11 protein-coding genes and 1 riboswitch are annotated in these 19161 nt (G+C 26.9%); of the genes, 3 read left to right on the top strand and 8 right to left on the bottom strand.

Annotated elements, in window-relative coordinates; translation table 11 throughout:
* The first annotated feature begins 40 nt into the window (after positions 1–40).
* Entirely contained in the window at positions 41–1405 is a 1365-nt protein-coding gene (locus ACQRD5_RS12220; protein WP_291629459.1) for an MATE family efflux transporter, read from the top strand.
* Positions 1406–1457: 52 nt separating this feature from the next.
* Here the strand turns inward: ACQRD5_RS12220 and ACQRD5_RS12215 are convergent, their stop codons facing one another.
* On the bottom strand, positions 1458–1907 hold the full coding sequence (locus ACQRD5_RS12215; protein WP_291629461.1) for a GNAT family N-acetyltransferase: 450 nt from the start codon (positions 1905–1907) through the stop codon (positions 1458–1460).
* A 176-nt stretch (positions 1908–2083) separates the two neighbouring features.
* Between ACQRD5_RS12215 and ACQRD5_RS12210 the strand changes: the two genes are divergently transcribed.
* The gene (locus ACQRD5_RS12210) at positions 2084–2653 is read left to right on the top strand and encodes a serine/threonine protein kinase (protein ID WP_291629463.1); all 570 of its coding nucleotides are present in this window, start codon (positions 2084–2086) and stop codon (positions 2651–2653) included.
* A gap of 123 nt (positions 2654–2776) precedes the next feature.
* Positions 2777–2879: riboswitch (TPP riboswitch) on the top strand.
* A gap of 61 nt (positions 2880–2940) precedes the next feature.
* Positions 2941–3582, top strand: coding sequence for an energy-coupled thiamine transporter ThiT (thiT, locus tag ACQRD5_RS12205; RefSeq protein WP_291629465.1), 642 nt, complete (start codon positions 2941–2943; stop codon positions 3580–3582).
* 207 nt (positions 3583–3789) lie between these two features.
* Here the strand turns inward: thiT and pulA are convergent, their stop codons facing one another.
* From pulA to ACQRD5_RS12170, 7 genes are all read right to left on the bottom strand, one after another.
* Positions 3790–6636 (bottom strand): type I pullulanase, encoded by a 2847-nt coding sequence (pulA, locus tag ACQRD5_RS12200; protein ID WP_294365041.1) that lies wholly within the window; start codon positions 6634–6636, stop codon positions 3790–3792.
* Between the two features lie 552 nt (positions 6637–7188).
* Positions 7189–8097, bottom strand: a complete 909-nt coding sequence (locus ACQRD5_RS12195; RefSeq protein ID WP_291629469.1) for a flippase-like domain-containing protein — start codon at positions 8095–8097, stop codon at positions 7189–7191.
* A 381-nt stretch (positions 8098–8478) separates the two neighbouring features.
* The gene (locus ACQRD5_RS12190; protein WP_427746866.1) at positions 8479–11046 is read right to left on the bottom strand and encodes an immunoglobulin-like domain-containing protein; all 2568 of its coding nucleotides are present in this window, start codon (positions 11044–11046) and stop codon (positions 8479–8481) included.
* A gap of 54 nt (positions 11047–11100) precedes the next feature.
* Complete coding sequence (locus tag ACQRD5_RS12185; RefSeq protein WP_427746865.1) at positions 11101–17037, bottom strand: M60 family metallopeptidase; 5937 nt, start codon at positions 17035–17037, stop codon at positions 11101–11103.
* Positions 17038–17502: 465 nt separating this feature from the next.
* Positions 17503–17733: a hypothetical protein gene (locus tag ACQRD5_RS12180; protein WP_294185989.1), complete on the bottom strand. Its 231-nt coding sequence runs from the start codon at positions 17731–17733 to the stop codon at positions 17503–17505.
* A gap of 383 nt (positions 17734–18116) precedes the next feature.
* Positions 18117–18533, bottom strand: coding sequence for a hypothetical protein (locus tag ACQRD5_RS12175; protein WP_291630895.1), 417 nt, complete (start codon positions 18531–18533; stop codon positions 18117–18119).
* 17 nt (positions 18534–18550) lie between these two features.
* Positions 18551–18889 carry an arsenate reductase family protein gene (locus tag ACQRD5_RS12170; protein WP_291630897.1) on the bottom strand — a complete coding sequence of 113 codons (339 nt, stop codon included), beginning with the start codon at positions 18887–18889 and terminating at the stop codon, positions 18551–18553.
* Positions 18890–19161 lie beyond the last annotated feature (272 nt).

The raw sequence follows: 19161 nt of genomic DNA, 5'->3' as shown, positions 1-19161 counted from the left end.
AAATTAATATTGAATAAATTATACAAAAGGGGGAATAGACTTGACTAAAGATATGACAGTAGGTAGTCCTGTAAAATTAATTTTAACCTTTTCAGTTCCTCTGCTTATTGGAAATATATTTCAACAATTTTATAGTATGGTTGATACAATAATTGTAGGAAGATACCTAGGGGTAGATGCATTAGCTGCAGTTGGCTCCACTGGAGCTATGGCTTTTTTAGTAAATGGTTTTGTAATAGGTTTAACTAGTGGATTTGCTGTTTTAGTTTCTCAAAGGTTTGGTGCTAATGATGAGGAAGGGGTAAAAAAATCCTTCTCTAGTTCATTAATTTTATCTATTATTATGACTGTACTAGTTACTGCTATAAGTATGGGCTCTGCAAAACCTTTGTTAGAGCTTATGAATACGCCTGAAAATATTATAAATGACTCATTATCTTATATTATGATTATATATGCTGGAAATATTGCAATTATTTTTTACAATATGCTTTCAAGCGTTTTAAGAGCTCTTGGAGATAGTAAAACTCCATTATATTATTTGATTGTAGCTTCTATATTAAATGTTATCTTAGATATAGTTTTTATAGTTAATTTTAATATGGGGGTATCAGGGGCTGCTTATGCTACAATTATTTCTCAATCTATATCTGCTATTCTTTGCGGAATACATATAGTAAAGAAATTTCCAATACTAAAACTAAAGAAAAAGCATTGGAAAATAAGAAAAAGTTATGCTGAAAAACAATTAAGAATTGGTATTCCTATGGCACTACAATTTTCTATAACTGCTGCAGGTGCTATGGTTCTTCAAGGAGCACTTAATAATTTTGGTTCAAAAATAATAGCTTCTTATACTGCTGCATCAAAGGTTCAACAATTAGTTATGCAGCCTGCTGTTACCTTTGGTGTAGCAATGGCAACTTATTCTGGACAAAACTTAGGTGCAGGAAGAATTGATCGTATAAAAGAAGGTGTAAAAAAATCTGCAATTATTAGTATAATTGTTAGTATAATTTCTACTATTGTTGTAGTTTTATTTGGTGGAACCTTTACTCAGATGTTTATGAATGGAAATGATATTGAAGTTTTATCTTATGCTAAGCATTACTTAAATACTGTTTCAGTATTTTACATACCATTAGGACTTATTTTCATATATAGAAATACACTGCAAGGTCTTGGTGAAAGTTTTGTACCTATGATGGCTGGATTTGCTGAAATGGTAGCAAGAACTGTTGTAGCCTTTACTCTTCCATTATTACTTGATTTCACAGGAATAGCTCTTGCAGATCCAGCTGCATGGATAGCAGCTTGTGTACCTCTTATGATAACTTACTATAAAAGGATAAATATAATAATGAAAGAAAAACAAATTACATTAAATCAGCAACATAAATTATAATTTTAGAAACTCCCCCTAGGGAGTTTCTAACTAAATTCTACATTCTTCCTTCTTACTTTTTCATTTCATATAGCATTTCTATATGAGGAATATCATCTTCTAAATAAACATCTGAAACTTCTATAAATCCTAAGCTTTTATAAAATTCCTTAATGTAAACTTGTGCTGAAATTCTAATAGGACTATCACCATATTTATCTTTAATAAACTGTATTGCAAGTTCCATAGACTTTCTTCCTAAGTTTTTTCTTCTATATTCCTTATGAACTACTACCCTCCCTATAGACATTTCCTTATAGGATACTCCCTTATGAAGTATTCTAAGAGTAGCAATAACCTTATCATCTTCTATACATAATAAATGAAATGCTTCTAGGTCCTTTCTATCACAATCTTGATAAATACATTCTTGCTCTACTATAAATACACTATTTCTAAGTTCAAGAATTCTATATAATTCACATACTGATAATTCCTTAAACTCTTTTATTTCCCATTTCATATTTTCACACCTTTACTTATAACTTTTTAAATAAATTATATCATATAGTTTTATATAAATTTTTATACTATAAATCATTAAATTAAAATAATATTTGTAAAAAATAATCTTAATAATATCATAATAAATATTTTTACATATAATAAATAATAATATTATTAATTAGGTGTATCAAAATGAATTACCTACTTGAAGTACAAAATTTAAAACTTTTAGGAACTGGTGCTGAGGGATCTGTTTATTTAACTCCTGAAGGATATGCTTTTAAAGTCTTTAAAAATATAGAAAATGCTAAAAGTGAGGATGAAATACTTAAACAAACTGCTGATAGCCGCTTTTTCCCTAACTCTATAGTAAGAGTTAGTAATATATTAATAAGAGAATATGTTGGCGGAGTTACCCTTAAAGAATATATTTCTAAACATGGTTTACCTTATAATTTATCAATAGAAATAATAGACTTAATAGAAGATTTAAAGAGACTTAATTTTAAAAGGATTAATTTTAGGAACGCTCATATCTTTGTAAGCTCTAAGGGAAAAGTCAAAGTTATTGATCCAAGAAAACCCTACTCTAAAACTACTCCTTATCCTAAAGACATAGTAAAAATACTTGTTAAATATCATCTTTTTGACAAATTTTTAAAGGATGTATTAAAGTATAAACCTTCACTATTACCTTACTGGACTTTAGCATATGATTACCTTGCAGAACCAAGAGTAAAAAGAATTCATAGATATGGTTAACTTTAAAATGGAGCTACATATTAGCTCCATCTTAATATTACGTTATATAGTAATATTCTTGATTCTTCTATTTCTTATTGACTTTATATTGAATATTATATAATATTTACTTATAACATAATAATTAAGTGCTAGGGGTGCCTTTGTGCTGAGAAATGATTTTATCATTAACCCTCTTTAACCTGATCTGGGTAATACCAGCGTAGGAAAGCCAAGAAATTTATTAATAATATTTTTTATTACTAATAAAAGTTTACCTCCTAGCATTTAAAAAGGGAGGTTTTTTTATGAATAATTTTATTAACACATTAAAGGAAGGCTTTACTGAAATTTTTAACAGTCCATTATCTTTGGCTACTCTTATTGGAGTTACTATTTTAATTTTAGCTTTTATAAGGTTTAAGAAGATAAATTTAAACACAAAAGTAATGGCGAGAATAGGTATAGCCTTAGCCTTAGCTACAATACTTCATCTTATTAAAATAGTTGATTTGCCTAATGGTGCAGGAAGTATAAATCTTGGTAGTATGGTTCCTATCCTTATTATATCTTTTATGTATGGCCCAGAAATCGGAATGCTAACAGGTTTCTTATTTGGAATTATATATTTAATTATAAGCCCTTATATTTTACATCCAATACAAGTATTGTTTGATTATCCTCTTCCATATATGGCTGTAGGACTTGCTGGTTTCTTTAAAAATAACAAACTTATTGGTGCAACCTTTGGTATGTTTATAGAATTTATATTCCACTTTATATCAGGTGTATTATTCTTCGGCCAATTTGCTCCAGAAGGATGGTCTCCAGTACTTTACTCCTTTATTATGAATGGTTCAGTGGTTGGAGGTAATTTATTAGTAGTTTTAGTTATTCTTTCATTAATACCAATTTCAAGGCTAGTAAATAAAAATGTTTTCTCTAATTGATTATTTTTGTAAACTTTGTATTAAAAAAAACTTATTCCAAGCATCATTAATTATGATGGGAATAGTAATCTTATTATATATTGTTTTTGGGATTATAATTTTTTCTTTGTTAGCAAATAATTCTGTAAGATATTAATTATAAAGAGGCAGGGAGAAAATCCCCTGCCTCTTTATTAAAATATAAAATAATATTTATTATCATATCTCTTATGAATACATTATTAAAATAGAGTTAGCTCTTAAAGTTGGAATCTCATTTTTTCTTACTTTCATTATACCTTCATCATTTATAATTTCATTTATAGCAAGTAATTCCCACTCATTACTTATAGTATTTGTTATAAATTTATTAACATCATAATTATCTATATCTGTAGCATTAAAAATCACAATTATTTCTTTAGCTCCACCTATAGCATTTTCATCTTTATAATGCCACTTTATTACTCCAACTTTTTCATCACCATTTAAAAAATTAATATCTATTTTATTAACATCTTCCTTCTTATCAAATCTAAATGCTTTAAATTTCTTTCTTATTCTTATTAACATTTTTACATAATTGAATACCTCATAGTATTTAACTTTATCAATCCAATAAATAGCATTTATATTATCAGGGCTTTTATAACTATTATGATCACCACTTTTACTCCTTAAAACTTCTGCTCCACCTTGGATAAATGGTATTCCTTGAGATAATAAAATTATAGAAAGGGCTAAAACATTTCTTCTTACTAAGTGATTATCGAAGATATTATCTTCTTTTATTATTCTATATTCATTAGGCTTAATACTTTGATTTAAGCTTTTCTCTATTTGATCCCAAAGAGTATAATTATCATGTGCATCTACATAGTTTATACTTTCAACTGGGTTTTCTGTAAGAGTATTAATTGAACCTTTTAATCCTTCTATCATACTCCAAGCAGTAGGCCCATCATGTTGTTTCCCATTAACAAAGCCATTTGACGGAGAATTATTTCCTCTAATAAAATCTCTAAAGATATCATTGAAAACTGAAAAATCCTGGCCTTTTTGCATCCCTTTACATATACCATTTACAAGGGGAGAGTCTCCTCCTTTCCATGGTTCACCATAAATTAGAATATTGTCATTAACTTCATTAATAGTTTCTACTATTTCTTTCATGGTATCAATATCTATTAGTCCCATAAGGTCAAATCTAAATCCATCAATATTATAATCATTAATCCAATGTTTAATAGAATCTACTATATATTTTCTTACCATTGGTCTTTCAGTTGCTAACTCATTACCACATCCAGATCCATTTGTATATCTTCCCCTATAATTAGATCTAAAATAATATCCTGGTACTAATTTATCTAAATTAACAGTTTCTTGCATATGATTATAAACAACATCCATAATTATTCTTATATTGTTTTTATGAAGGCTTCTTATCATACTTCTAAGCTCTACTATTCTTGAAATAGGTGAATAAGGATCGCTAGAATAACTTCCATCAGGAGCATTATAATTTTTAGGATCATACCCCCAGCTCCTATTTTCTTTTTTATGACTCCTTCTCTCATCTACAGAACCAAAATCAAAAATAGGTAAAATATGAAGATGAGTAATTCCTAAATCTTTCAAATGATCTATACCAGTTTTAACTGCAATATTACTATCAGTACCTATTAAGGCTGTTCCTTCTTTTGCTAATCCTAAATACTTTCCTCTTAAGGCTTTATCTATTCCACTATCCTCACTTATAGTAAAATCTCTTAAATGCACTTCATAAATTATGATATCCTCTTTCCTTAAAAGTTCTGGTCTTTTATCTAATAACCATTTTTCTGGCATTGTAATATCTTTATTCAAATCTATTATATATCCTTTTCGTCCATTTACTGATACAGCCATTGCATAAGGATCAATTGCATAATTTATTTTTTTGTATTCATGCCCATTTATATCCAATTCTCTGAAATAAGTTTTAAACATATAAAACTTACCTTCATTATCTTCTCTATTAAGTTCATAATTAAAGGTTCCACTTATAGGTTCATAATTCATTTCATAGCTACTTTTTTCTATTGTGTCATACCATTTATTATAAAGACATAACTCTATCTTTTCTGCTGTAGGTGCCCATACTCTTATATTTATTTTATCTTCTAAAAATGATACTCCCATATCATTTTCTTTATAATAAAATTTATCTAAATATCCTCTCATGGTTACTTTGCATGATATAAAAATATTACTTGCTCTTACTTCAACTAAATCCCTAGGTGATATTTCTAAATTTAAATCAAAAAACTCTACCTTTTTAAATACTTTATCAACTCTATAATTAACATTTTCTTGCTTAACTCCATTTACATAAATATAAAATTCTGTTATATCCATAGGCTCTTTAGATAAATAAGCTATAATACTTTTGCTATCATCCATTATTGCAACTTCTATTCTTGGTTTTATATAATCTACCAACTCTTTTAAGTCTGTTATTAATCTATTTTCTCCATATACAATGTAACAATTCTTAATCTTACTTGGGATTTCAAAGGTTATAGTTTGTTCTGACCAATCATTCCCAAAGGCTCTTTTTCGGGCAATTATATTTTTTTCCTTTACAAAAGCACATCTACCAAAATCACTTTTATCCATTAGTTGAACATCATAAGCAATACCATCATTTGAAAAAGTCCAAAGGTCCCACTGATATCCATTTCCATAATAATCTCCATCATTTTTTATAAAATGTACTAATGTATCTTTTCTCTTCTCTAAAATTATAGGAAAACTTCTAGACACCTTAATTCCTGTATTAATGTCTATAAAGCTAACTTCTATATATTTCAAATCCTTATTAAAAGCATTAATTTTTATTACATTATTTCTTAATAAAACTTCATCACCATCATAGTCAATTCTCCATTCTACATCTTTAATTTCTTCTATTCCATACAGTGATTCTTTTAATGCAACTAATTGTATTTCTTCCTCTAAATAGAATTCATTACAAGATGCTTTTATATACATTGTAGTTTGATAATTCATATTTTCTATACAATTATTCATTATTTCATCTCCAAACCCGTTATACTATATTTTATTCATAACACTCATTATTGCTTCAATATGATTATTCTTAATATTGTAGCTTTTTATATACATATATTATAATTCTAGACATAACTATTTCTCTAATAAATAGAATTTATTAGAGAAAAATGAATGTATATTTTTTATATAATCTTAAATATAATTTTCTAACTAAAATAATCATATTACAAATAATATATCTTTCCTCCTATACCCTTATGACATACATTAAAATAATATAATATTGTATTATAGGCACTAATCTAATTATTCTAAGCAGTAATGAACATCTTTAATATACTCCCCTAATAATATGTATACTTCTATAATTATAGTATAACATATCTAATATCTCTCTTCATCAATTAAAAGTAAATAAAATTAAAAATAGAAGCATACTACTGTAGTAATAGTGCCAAATTTTAAATTTATAATGTGAAATATAAAATTGATATTTATTTTTATTTCTAGTAGTCAACTTTTTACAAATATTAATAAAATAAAGGAGCTGCTGCGACAGCTCCTTTATTAAATATATTTTTTTCTTTCATAGATAAATATAAATAATCCTACTGTTAATGGTATTATATAATAACTTATACGATACAAAACTAAAGCAAGCAAAGCTTCTTCTTTATTTATTCCTAAAGAACTAACTCCAAGTATAAAAGATATATCAAATCCTCCAATTCCACCTGGCATCATACTAATAAGACCTATGGCTGAAGATACTACGTAAATTGGAAATATTTTTGATAATGGAAGTGTCTCCCCTAATAACATAAGTATAAAAAATAATAAGAATGCCATTGAAAACCACTCAAGTATTGAAAGTCCCATTACTTTAATAGTTTTAACTGCATTTTCTCTCTTTTGATTATTTCTAAGCCTAATTAGATTATATATTAAAATAATTGGTGCATATAATCCTGCTAGTAATATTCCTATTCTTGCAAATTCAATTTTATTTAAATTTTTAATATTAGAAATTGAATATATAAAACAAATAGTAGAAAAACCAGTAAAATTTAATAAGACCATTTTAGAAACTTCTTTAACTAAAGATGCTTTATCCTTAATATAAGGAGAATAAAAATAACTTTTTAAAGCTATTGCTGCTGTTCCTCCAAATCCAACTATACTTGATACTGAGCTTGCAATCCAAGAAGACTTGTAAAGGCTCTTATTATCTAAAGCAATTTTGCAAGTATCTTTTATAATAAAATCATATAATGACAATGGTAAATAAGAAATTACCCCTAAACATGCAATTATAATTAATCTTATAAAAGTTAGCTTGTCCCTATATATATAAAAAGTATGCATATCAAAATCTGAAAGTATTTTACTAAACTGAAAAAGAATTGTAGTAAAAATAGCAAGCATCAATATTATCTTTGTCCATAATTTTATTTTGTTCTCAACCCTAACTAACATATGAAATCTCCCTAATTATTTATTCAACTTCTATTAGTATATATCAATTATAGAATAAATTCAAAATTATTTTAAAACTTGATATATTTTGTAAATTTCATTTTTTACATTTTTAGATAGCTAACAAAACTGTTTCTTTTTTTACTATATATAATATATATGTTTCACTATCTAAATAAGAATTAAATGAGATAAAAAAGGATATAGATATTATATTCATTCTAAGGTATAATTCCTACCAAACTAAATAAAATATTTAGAGTATCACTTAAAAATTATTCACAGGATAATATTTATAAATTCCTGAAAATAAAAAAACACCTCTAAATGTTAGAGACTTACTTCTAACATTTAAGGTGCCTTCATAAAATAACTTCTATGTTATTTTCTCTTCTTGTATAGTACTGTTCCTATAGCTATAGAAATTAACGATAAGTATCCTAAAATACTTTCTTTTCCTGTAATAGGTAACTTATTAATATTATTATTTTCAGATTGATCTCCATTTGGTGTATTAATATTTCCTGAGCTTTCTTCTTTAGTTAAAATCTCATCCAATTTAACTACTAAATAATCACTATTATCTAAGTTCTTAGCTATTTTTATAATTATATGTCCTTCATCTGAAGAAGATGTTGTAAAAATATTAGTAAATTTAGATATTATTGATTTATCTTTAACTTTTATTTTGTATACTATAGAATCTGCTTCTTCATACTTTTCTATTAGTACTGGTTCTAACTTCTTAAGCTTTAACAGGAATTCATCAAATTTATCTGTTGATACATTTTGAACTTCCATTTCTAATGGAGATTCTATTGTACCAGTTCCTATTACAGGAATAACTACATTCGTATCTATTATATCTTTTATAAAGTCTTTCACATGTTCTTCATATTTAAGTATATCTATAGTTACACTATCTGATTTATTACTTCCATCCTTAGTTTTTGCACTTATAGTTACTTGTCCTACTTTATTAGCCGTAACAATTACATCATTTCCCACAACTTTTATTGATGCAATTTCTTCATCACTAGTAGTCCATTCTATATTTTTTATATCAGCTTTTTCATCTATAGTTGCAGTTAATAACTTACTACTTCCAACATATAAATTATTGATTTTATTATTAATAGTTATGCTTTCTGCTAAAACAATATTAGTTTTAACAGTTACAGTTATTGTCTTTGTAGCTTTTCCTCCAAGATCATCTACTACACTATATATAACTGTATAGCTTCCTTCTTCATTTATATTAACATTATTTTCAATAACTTCTATTTTTTTAGTTATATCTCCATCTTCTTTGTCAGTAGCTTTTATTCCACTTAATACATCAAAGTTCTTACCTAATAATATAATTTTATCTTCAGCTATTATTTGTGGTGGATCATTCACTATTACATTTATTGTCTTTGTAGCACTTGCACCATTTTTATCTGTAACGCTATATGTAACTTGATATTTTCCTGCTACATTAATATCAACGTTATCTCTTACAACTGCTATATCTTTTATTTCACCATCTTCTTTATCTGTTGCTGTTACTCCTGCTAAATTATTAAATGCTTCACCTAATTGTATTACTACATCATTAGCATTTATAACTGGGATACTATTTATTGTCTCCATTTTAGGATTTACAACAACTATGCTTTCAGCTCTTGCTGTCTTATTTCCATTATCTGTAGCAGTATATATTACTTTATAAACTCCTGGTAGCTTTGTATTAACATTACTATCAATAACTAACTTTATATCTTTATCTTCATCTATTACTTCTACTCCAGCACTTGGATCAAATTCATCCCCAACTATTAAAGTATGATCTTTAACTCCTAATATTATAGGTGCATTATTAGCTTTAACAGTTAATGTAATACTCTTTTCTGTAGTTCTATTTAATCCATCTGTAGCAGTATAAGTTAAAGTATACACAGTATCTTGAAGTGGATCTAAGTTAAGTGCTTTATCACAGGCAACTGTAACAGCTATAGTATTTCCTGCAGCATCTACTGCATTTACTCCATCTAATAAATTAAATACTTCACCTGCAGTTATAGTAACATCTTTAAGTTCAACTCCATCTTTTGTTATAACTGGATTTTGATTTCTTTCATTTACTTTAACTTGTATATTTAAGCTTTCAGATTTTGCACCAAAGCTATCTGTAGCAGCAACATATAAATCATATATACCTGCAGTAGTTGATGTAAATTCTTGTATAATTTTATCATCTCTATCCTTTATTTCAAAGGTTATTACATCTTGTTCTTTATCATTAGCTAATATATATTTACTTAGTTCATCAGATGTTAACTTTATTTTTTCTCCAACATTGATTTCTATATAATCATTATTTATTCTTTCAATAGTTGGTGCTGTATTTATTGCTAGTTTTTCATTTGCAACTTCTACAGCTTTAGCATGCTCTTTATTAGTATTACTTACATATTTATATTCATAATTTTCTGTAGGTAATACAGTAAAGTTTCTTGTTAAATTACTTGAATCTTTTTCTATATCTAATTCAAAAATCTCAACTTTGTTACCGATTTTATTTATAGATTTTTCTGATGTGATTAATACATCTATTGTGTTATCACTTTCATTATAAATATAATCAGTTATTATATTGCCTACTGTATTATTTTTTATTAAATCTTTTATTATAATATTACCGTCATCCAATTTTTGTGGTACTATTCCATCAAGCTTAATACTAAATTGAAATGCTTTTGGTATATCTTCTATATTATCTAATGATACTTTTATTGTATCTTCATCAACATTTTTTACATCTAAAATAATTTTTTCTGCATTATTTTCAGCTGCAACTGTTTTTATAATTTCAGGCGTAGCATATATTATTGTTGCTGCTGAAGCTGCAGCTATTGTAAATCCTAAAACACCTTTTAAAGATGGATTTATTTTTTTCTTCTTCATTAGTTCTTCTCCTTTCCATCTATTATGGAGCTGCCTCAACAGCTCCTTAATTTATTATCTATTTTCATATACTTTTTTAATTACTTCGTTATTTATTTCTATAACATTTTTGTTATTATTTGATATAGTTTTTTGTTTAGAACTATTAAGCTCTATTTCAGGTAAATTATTTAAGTCTTCTGGTAAATCATATAAGAAAGTATCACTTACTAATCTTTGTCCTACTGGAGCTCCTGTAGAATCTAACTTATTATATCTATAAAGTTCAGCTTTTACCTTTTTACCTTCAATATTTCCATCCTTTTGCTGATCTGGAGTTATCCAATATATCCAATTTCCTTCAGCAACTTCACCAAGTTCTGCATTCTCTGGTAATTCTGCTAATAAAATCATATTTGCTTCTAATGAGAAGTTTTCATCATTTTCATTTAGTACTAAAGGCATATTGAAGGCAGGATCACCTTTATACTCACCATTAATTATTATTGAACCTTTTGGTATAGTTTTTCCATCAGCATAAGTATAATCTGATTTTAATCTTCCTATTCCATTTTGGTAAATCTTATCTCCATTATCTACACCTATTTCTATGTTATCTCCAGTTGGTCCTAAGATATCAAGTTCTGCAATTGAAATAGCTGTAGCTCCTTTTGCTACTAATTTCACATATTGTGCATCATATGCCCATAATTGTGTATTTAAGCTACTTCCAGCTTCATTAAAGTAAATTGTATTTTCTTTACTTGTATCAAATTTTCCTGAATGTGCTTTAGTCCAAGACTTTCCATCCTTACTTACAAGCACTTCATAATCAGCTATAGGTGAATGTTTAATTTCTGAACTTCTACTAAATAAATTCTTTAAAGAGAACTTCTTACTTGTAGATTGTCCTGGATTATATTTTAATCCAACTACTGATTTTGAATCTCCTAAATCTATTGTTACATATGGATCTCCAGAAACAGTGTTTCCATTATGGTCAGTAGTCTTTGATGCTGTATAAATGCTTAACACATCATTATCATTTATCTTTTGAATACTTCCATCTTGAACTTGTCCATGTCCTGAATGTTCATCAGAAGAATCTTCTAAGCTTCTTGTATTAGTATCAAATACCCAATTGTTCTTTGCTATGCTTCCATCATGATTTACTTTTACAGATCCAATTCTAACTTCTTCTGTTGCATTTAAATTATAATCGTATGCTCTTACTTTATATTCAAATGTTCTATTATTAACAACATCTATTACATCTGTGTAACTTGTTAATCCATTTTGTCCTGCTTTATCTCTTTCAACAAATCCAACAACAACTTCTTGAGTTCCTGTAGATGTTGTTTCTTTTCTTATTATTTCATAGCCTAAAATCTTATCAGAATCATTATTTACACTAAATGTAAATGGAACTTCCTTTTGATTCAAGTAGCTTCTATCATTTATCTTATTACCTGACTCATCATCTCCAAAGCTTCCATTAACTTTAGTATCTGATGACATACTTAAGGAGCTTGTATCAGTTCCAGCTGCTAAATGAAGTCTTCTTGTTTCATCATTTAAGTAATAAATAGCTCTAGTTTCTTTTGGATATCCCTTAGAATTTAAGTATTCATTAGTCTTAGGACTAGCAACTAAGCCCCATTTTGCAAAGAACTCTCTTAAATCCTTTCCTACAGCATCTGAAGATCTCATTATAAATGTTTGAGCTGTAGAATCATATCCTGGTTCTGAAGGTGCTACACCATTTATTCTAGTAGCTCTATATAATTTAGCATAGAATGTATCATTTTCTAAATTATCATCTGTGTTAAGATCTAACATCTTATAAGTATAGTCATTATCATATGCTAAATGTAATTGCCAGAACATAGCAAGTTTAGTAAGACCATCACTAGCTAAACCTACACTATTAGAAGTTACTTTATCATATACTTTTACATATCCATCAGAAATTTCAATTCTTGATTCATTTATATCATTAAATGTTTGAGTTATAAGTGCTAAAATATTATTTGTTGTTTCTGCATAAGTTAAACCTGGTCTATCATGAACGTGACCTATTTCATGAGCAATACCCCATCCAAATAGTTGTCCATCTTCAGAGTTAACAAGATTTCCTGCTGAATCAAACTTAAATGGCACGGCAGACATCAATCCTGCAATAGAACCATATCCTACTCCAACATGGTGTGATGATGCATACATAAAGGCACCTGTAAACATTCTTTGATATTTAATATTAATACGATTTTTAGGTGCTCTATTCTCGTTATAATATTGAATTTCACTCTTTCCGTTAAGAATATCTAATGGAGTATTTGTTATACTTCCATCTTTATCAAAGTCTATTGCCTCTTCAAGTAAACCTTGTTGTACATAAGAAACCTTCATTATTTGCTCCCAAGCAAGTAATGTGTTGTACAGTCTGTCTACCTCAGCATCTTCATTACCTGATAATCCACTTTGTATTCCACTTAGAACTTGATCTGCTGCAAGACTAAGAGTAATTCTTTCTCCTTCTATCTCTGTAGCATTTAATATTGAAGTTTGTGGATCATAAGTGTAAATATTATTTGTATTATCTATAATATCTGCACTTGCTGGATATCTATTAGGTAAAGAATTTACATAGCTTTTTAATTCTCTGATATATGTTCTTATTGCTTCTTTAGCTTCATTTTCCTTATTTTCATAATCAATAATATTATTTAGATTTAAATGAGGTATTTCAGTACCACCACTTACTCTTACTTTAAATACATTGTCATCTGTAAATCCACTCTTTAGTCCTATATATAGATTTCCACCTTTTTCATAGTTCATATCAAAACCAGTTTCAGGAATTTCTATTTCATTCTTTCCTACAGTTAATTCATTTATTACCTTATAAGCAGTACCACTTTCAGCATTAAATTGAGTTAATACTAAATCAAATTTTGTATCTTTTCTTGAACTACCTATGTATATGTTAACTTTATCTCCAGGTTTTACTGCAACACCAAGGGCTTGATAATTATTTGATTGTCCTATAGTATTTTGAGGAGCTAAATTATGAATGCTTGAATCTAAAGTTATTATTTTATCTTTTAGCTTAACATCGTTTAATAAATCTTCTGCTCTTTGTAAATCCTTTAATATTTCAGTTTGATTTTCGTGATATTCAAGATTTATTGGATCAATTGTCTTAGCTCTATTTGTAAGCTCATTCACCATTTCATAAGTTACATCATCTTTTAATGATAATTTTAAATCATCTGCAAATAAAGCATCTACATCTTTTTCTAAGCTGTCATACTTATAAAACTTAATTTCAGCCACAGTTGATACTGATCTATAATCTCCCCAAGCAACATTTGGATAAACAGCTGTGCCAACCCTAATTTTCTTAGTTTTAACTGGCTCCTCTAAAGTTATATTTACAACCTTCCCATCATTACTTTCAGAGAACTTTGCTTTTACATCTTTCCAAGCATTTAATTCCTCATTGTAATAACTTACTTTTACATCATGAGTAAGCTCATTAACATCCATTCTTCTTATAACTTTAATACTTCCTATTGTATATTCTTTATCAAAAGTTACTATTGGTCCACCATTTCTAGCATCCCAAATATCAGCTTCCCACACTGTAGTATAATCATTATCTACTATTGCATCTTCATCCGTTGCTTGTCCAGTTGGATATTCTACACTAACTATATTTTTTGTTAATTCATTTGTTCCATTTGGACTATTTATAAGATTATAATTAGTTGTAACCGGAGGTATTAACCTAGTAGTAGATCCTATATATACTTGTGATAATCCACCTGTTCCATGATGGTTAGTTGCTGTCATCATTATTTCATAGCTTGTAGTATCTTTTAAACCAGTTATTTTATAAGATGTATTTCTTATTAATTCGTCTGCATCTGTTTTTTGTTCTGGTTTTAAATCTGCAACTCCTGTTGGAATATCATCATTTTCACTATCTACATATGAAGAATCTGGATCATTTGCTTTTATCCATGCCTTAGTTCCAGCTTCTCTATAATATAAATCATAATCCTTAGCTTTTTTATGTGCCTTCCATGATACTGTAAGCTGTTTATATCCACCTTCTACTATAATACCTTCTGGGCCTTCTGGTTCTGTTTCTGGAACTACTTGAACTTCAATTATAGAATCTTTTCCAAAACTATTTCCATTATTTCCCGCTGCACTATCCTCTAGCTTTCCAGTATTTGAATCCCATGCCATTGGATTATAATTTGAGTCCACATTATCTGGCTTTCCATCTTTATCATTTGAATTGTTTGTTAAGTTAGTATCACCTACTGCAGCTATACTATATCCTTCTTGTTCATCTTTATAACCACTCTTCCATTCTCCTGATAATGATTGAATACTTATTCTATATATGCCATAAGCATCTACTTCTTCTATTCTTAATGAATTACTATCTGTTTTATACATATTAACTGAATTATTAGCTAAGTTTTCAACCTTTACCTCATATCCAGTTACGTTATTTTCATGATTCCAACCTATAGTCATAGATTCATTTCCAACTGCAGTTGTACTAGTAAAGCTATTTATAACAGGTATATTCATTTTAGGTTTAGGAATCTCTTTATAAACATTATTTAAGAATTCCACTTTAGCTATTTCTGCTAAATTTTTGTTTCCTCTACTTCCAGTAATGTTTATTTTCACTTCACTTACAGCTACTTGTTTTCCTAAATTTATAACTATAGTTTCTTCAGCAATACGAGCTGCAACAGCTGAAGTTTGCATACTATTTACATCAAAGTTAAATACTTCATTTCCAATTTCAATACTACCTGAAGTTGGTGCATTTTCACTTGGAGCCTTTATAACTATCTGTTCTACTTTATTTTCTATTGCAGAATTTCCTTTTAAATCTAAATGTACTGAAATAGGATTTTCTTCACTTATTTCTACATCTTTTGCATTTTTAAAGCCAACACTTTTGTTGTTATCTTCTAGTATATCTTTAATATTGTTTCCATCTTCTACCAAAGTTCCTTGTACTGCTTCAACTATAACTGAATTTGGATCTATTATTATATCTGTATTTATTATTACAGCATCTTTTTGGACTTTATCCATATTGTTATGAACATATGTTAAATCAGTTACGTCTATCTTTCCATCTCTATTTAAGTCATAATTAGAATCATTGCTACCAGATGTTATTTTAGATTTCATTTCATCATAATCGTCTTTGTTAACTACTCCATCACCATTAACATCACCAACTAAAAATGATCCTAAATATTCTTCTACAATATCATCACCTTTATCTTCTGTCCCATTATCATCTAAAACTATAGTCTTATCAGCTGTTCCTAATAAAACTCTTTTAGATGAATTTTGAATTTCTATGTCATCAATAGATACAGTTTGATAACCAGCTCCAGATATTTCTAATGAGTATACTCCTAAGTCAAGATTTTCAAATGTTAAATGATAAAAATCTAAATCAGTAGCATTTTCAGATAATTGTCCTCTAGTGTAATCTAAAGCTTCTAAAGAATAAGATATATCTGTACCTTCTATACTTCCTTTGCTAATATCTGAGCCTAAACTTACAGTGTAACTTTTACCATCTTTAGTTAATTTAACACTTATATTAGTTTCATTAGCATTGGTATTTTTTATTGGAGTAGAAAAATTAATATCTAATTCTAATTTACCTACTATTTTATTTTGCGTTTGGTTTTGCACTTTGCTTTGCAGTTCATTATTAGTATCATTTTCTTCATCACTTTTAATAGTCTCATCTGTAATTAAAGTATTTTCACTATTATCAGTATTGCTTATTTCATTTGAAATTGAATTTAAACTACTTTCATCTAAGTTTTCAATATTAACTTCATTTATAATTTCTACTTTAGTATTATTGCTAATAGTTTCGGCAAATGTTATACTTTGTGCTTGGCTTGTTATTAAAGCTACAGCTAACATTGCAGATATTTTTCTTCTGTTCATATTTTACCTCCTTTATTACTTCTACAATTTGTTAAATCACTTAAGCATATCTTTCAATTTTTTAGTTTTTACTGAATTTTTAATCAATAATTATACTATTTTAAAACTTAATTATAATTATTATTTAACAAATTTTATATATTTCTTGATAAAATATACCATATTATACTCTTATAAAACAATACTTTTTAAAAAATCTCCTTTTTTTTAATATATTATTTAAATTTTACGTTTTATTCTTCTAAATATATACAATATAATCAACAATAGATCTTACTTTAAATCAATACATTAAATATAGTAATCTTATTAATTAAAAGAAAAAAAGATAATTGACATCTCAATTATCTTTTTCGAATATTAAATTTCTTAATTCTTTTACATTATCAAAATAATAATTTGAATTTTCTTTCATAAAATCTATTATTTCTGGTATTAAATGAGACCAGCCTGCACTTGCAAAATCTACATCTTTACTTTATCTTTATTATTTTTTATTTTATCTTCAAAATAAGATACTATTATTGATAGTACCATAAAGAATATTCCTATGAACAAAATATATCTGTTATTATTAACAGGACATACCCCTGGAGGTAATACTTGTCTAATAGTATATATTTTATATAATCCATATATAAATATACCTATGGCAAAAATAAATATCATATTAGAAAAACTTATTAATTTCTTCATCTATTTATCCTTTCATTTTATATGTTTAGAAACATAATATCATAAAAGAATAATTATTAATACTATTTTTTATATAAAGTATTGTAAACTCTTAAAACTTCTCCTACTCCCTAAGCTTGTGTATAACAACCTCTACTAGTAGATGGAAAACCATAATTATAAGTTTTATCCATATTATTTTCTCCCTTGTCCCATAGTTAATATATTAATTATACAATGAATTATTTATTATTATAATTGTATAAACTTACAAAAAATTTAGTATCACCAATTATTTATTTTTCATATACTATATTAGCTATTAGCTTTTTAGCTAATCCATATAAATTCATCTCCTTCATTAATTATAAAAAAAGAATCAAAGCCCATGCTTTGATTCTTTTTTATAATATAGATTCAAATTTAATATTTACTTTTTTAAATGCTACTTCCTTCGTTAGTTCTAATGTATTAGGATCAATTTTTATTTTAAATATATATGGACACTTTTCTTGTCTCCATAATTTCATAAACTTTGGTGTAGCAGTTAAACTTGAATAATATTTTTCCTCGAATTCATCATAAAACTCTAGAAATTCTAATTTACTAAATCTATCTATAGATAGATTTTCCTTATCTATGTTATTTACTATTGGAACTAAAAACCTTAAAGGAATTTCATAATTGAAATTACCTTTTATTTGTTTTCCCTCCATTAAAGCTCTTTTTAAAAATTTATATTTATTTAAATCATTATCTTTTATATTAATCTTAAAACTTAAATTATCATTTTTTCCTTTTTGTATCTTGATTTTAATCATTAGTTCACCCTACTTTATTATTCCCATTTATCCCAAACTTCTTTTTTATATCCTAAGGTTGCTAAATTACCATTTCTAACAATTGGAGAGTTAAATAGCTTCGGATTATTAAGTAGAATTTCTTCCTTCATTTCTGAGCTTCTTATTTTATCTAAATTTAAATTTTTATATTCTTTAGCTCTTGTATTAATAAGCTCATTTATTGTAATATTCTTTTTAACAGAATTAAGCTCACCTTTACTTAACCCCTTTAAATCTATATCTATATATTGAAATTTAATATTTCTTTCTTTAAAATATCTTTCTGCTTTTTTTGTGTCAAAACACTTCTTTCTCCCAAATATTTGTATGTTCATTTTTTTCTCCTCTATATTTAAAGTTCTCATTTATTATATCATAAAAGCTACTTTATTAAGATAATATATTTGCAAAAACAATCACTTTTCCATATGAAAAAAGTATATTAATTAATAAGATTAATATGTAGGAAAGATGATTATGAATTATTTCATTATAGCTTTTAAAATCATTATTATTGAATATTTCATTTTATTTATTCATGAACTTATTCATTATATAGCTTCTTTATTACTAAAATTTAAAACTACTAGTTTTTATTTAATTCCTT

It is taken from the genome of Clostridium sp. SGI.024 (genome assembly GCF_050315195.1).
Taxonomy (GTDB): Bacteria; Bacillota; Clostridia; order Clostridiales; family Clostridiaceae; genus Clostridium.
The sequence above is the reverse complement of the archived record's forward strand: the minus strand, read 5'-3'. Positions and strand labels throughout refer to the sequence as shown.

What these genes read in the sequence shown, in the direction of transcription:
- ACQRD5_RS12215 (WP_291629461.1), bottom strand. Translation starts at nt 1,907, where the DNA reads ATGAAATGGGAAATAAAAGAGTTTAAGGAATTATCAGTATGTGAATTA.
- ACQRD5_RS12210 (WP_291629463.1), top strand. Translation starts at nt 2,084, where the DNA reads ATGAATTACCTACTTGAAGTACAAAATTTAAAACTTTTAGGAACTGGT.
- thiT (WP_291629465.1), top strand. Translation starts at nt 2,941, where the DNA reads ATGAATAATTTTATTAACACATTAAAGGAAGGCTTTACTGAAATTTTT.
- pulA (WP_294365041.1), bottom strand. Translation starts at nt 6,636, where the DNA reads ATGAATAATTGTATAGAAAATATGAATTATCAAACTACAATGTATATA.
- ACQRD5_RS12195 (WP_291629469.1), bottom strand. Translation starts at nt 8,097, where the DNA reads ATGTTAGTTAGGGTTGAGAACAAAATAAAATTATGGACAAAGATAATA.
- ACQRD5_RS12190 (WP_427746866.1), bottom strand. Translation starts at nt 11,046, where the DNA reads ATGAAGAAGAAAAAAATAAATCCATCTTTAAAAGGTGTTTTAGGATTT.
- ACQRD5_RS12185 (WP_427746865.1), bottom strand. Translation starts at nt 17,037, where the DNA reads ATGAACAGAAGAAAAATATCTGCAATGTTAGCTGTAGCTTTAATAACA.
- ACQRD5_RS12180 (WP_294185989.1), bottom strand. Translation starts at nt 17,733, where the DNA reads ATGAAGAAATTAATAAGTTTTTCTAATATGATATTTATTTTTGCCATA.
- ACQRD5_RS12175 (WP_291630895.1), bottom strand. Translation starts at nt 18,533, where the DNA reads ATGATTAAAATCAAGATACAAAAAGGAAAAAATGATAATTTAAGTTTT.
- ACQRD5_RS12170 (WP_291630897.1), bottom strand. Translation starts at nt 18,889, where the DNA reads ATGAACATACAAATATTTGGGAGAAAGAAGTGTTTTGACACAAAAAAA.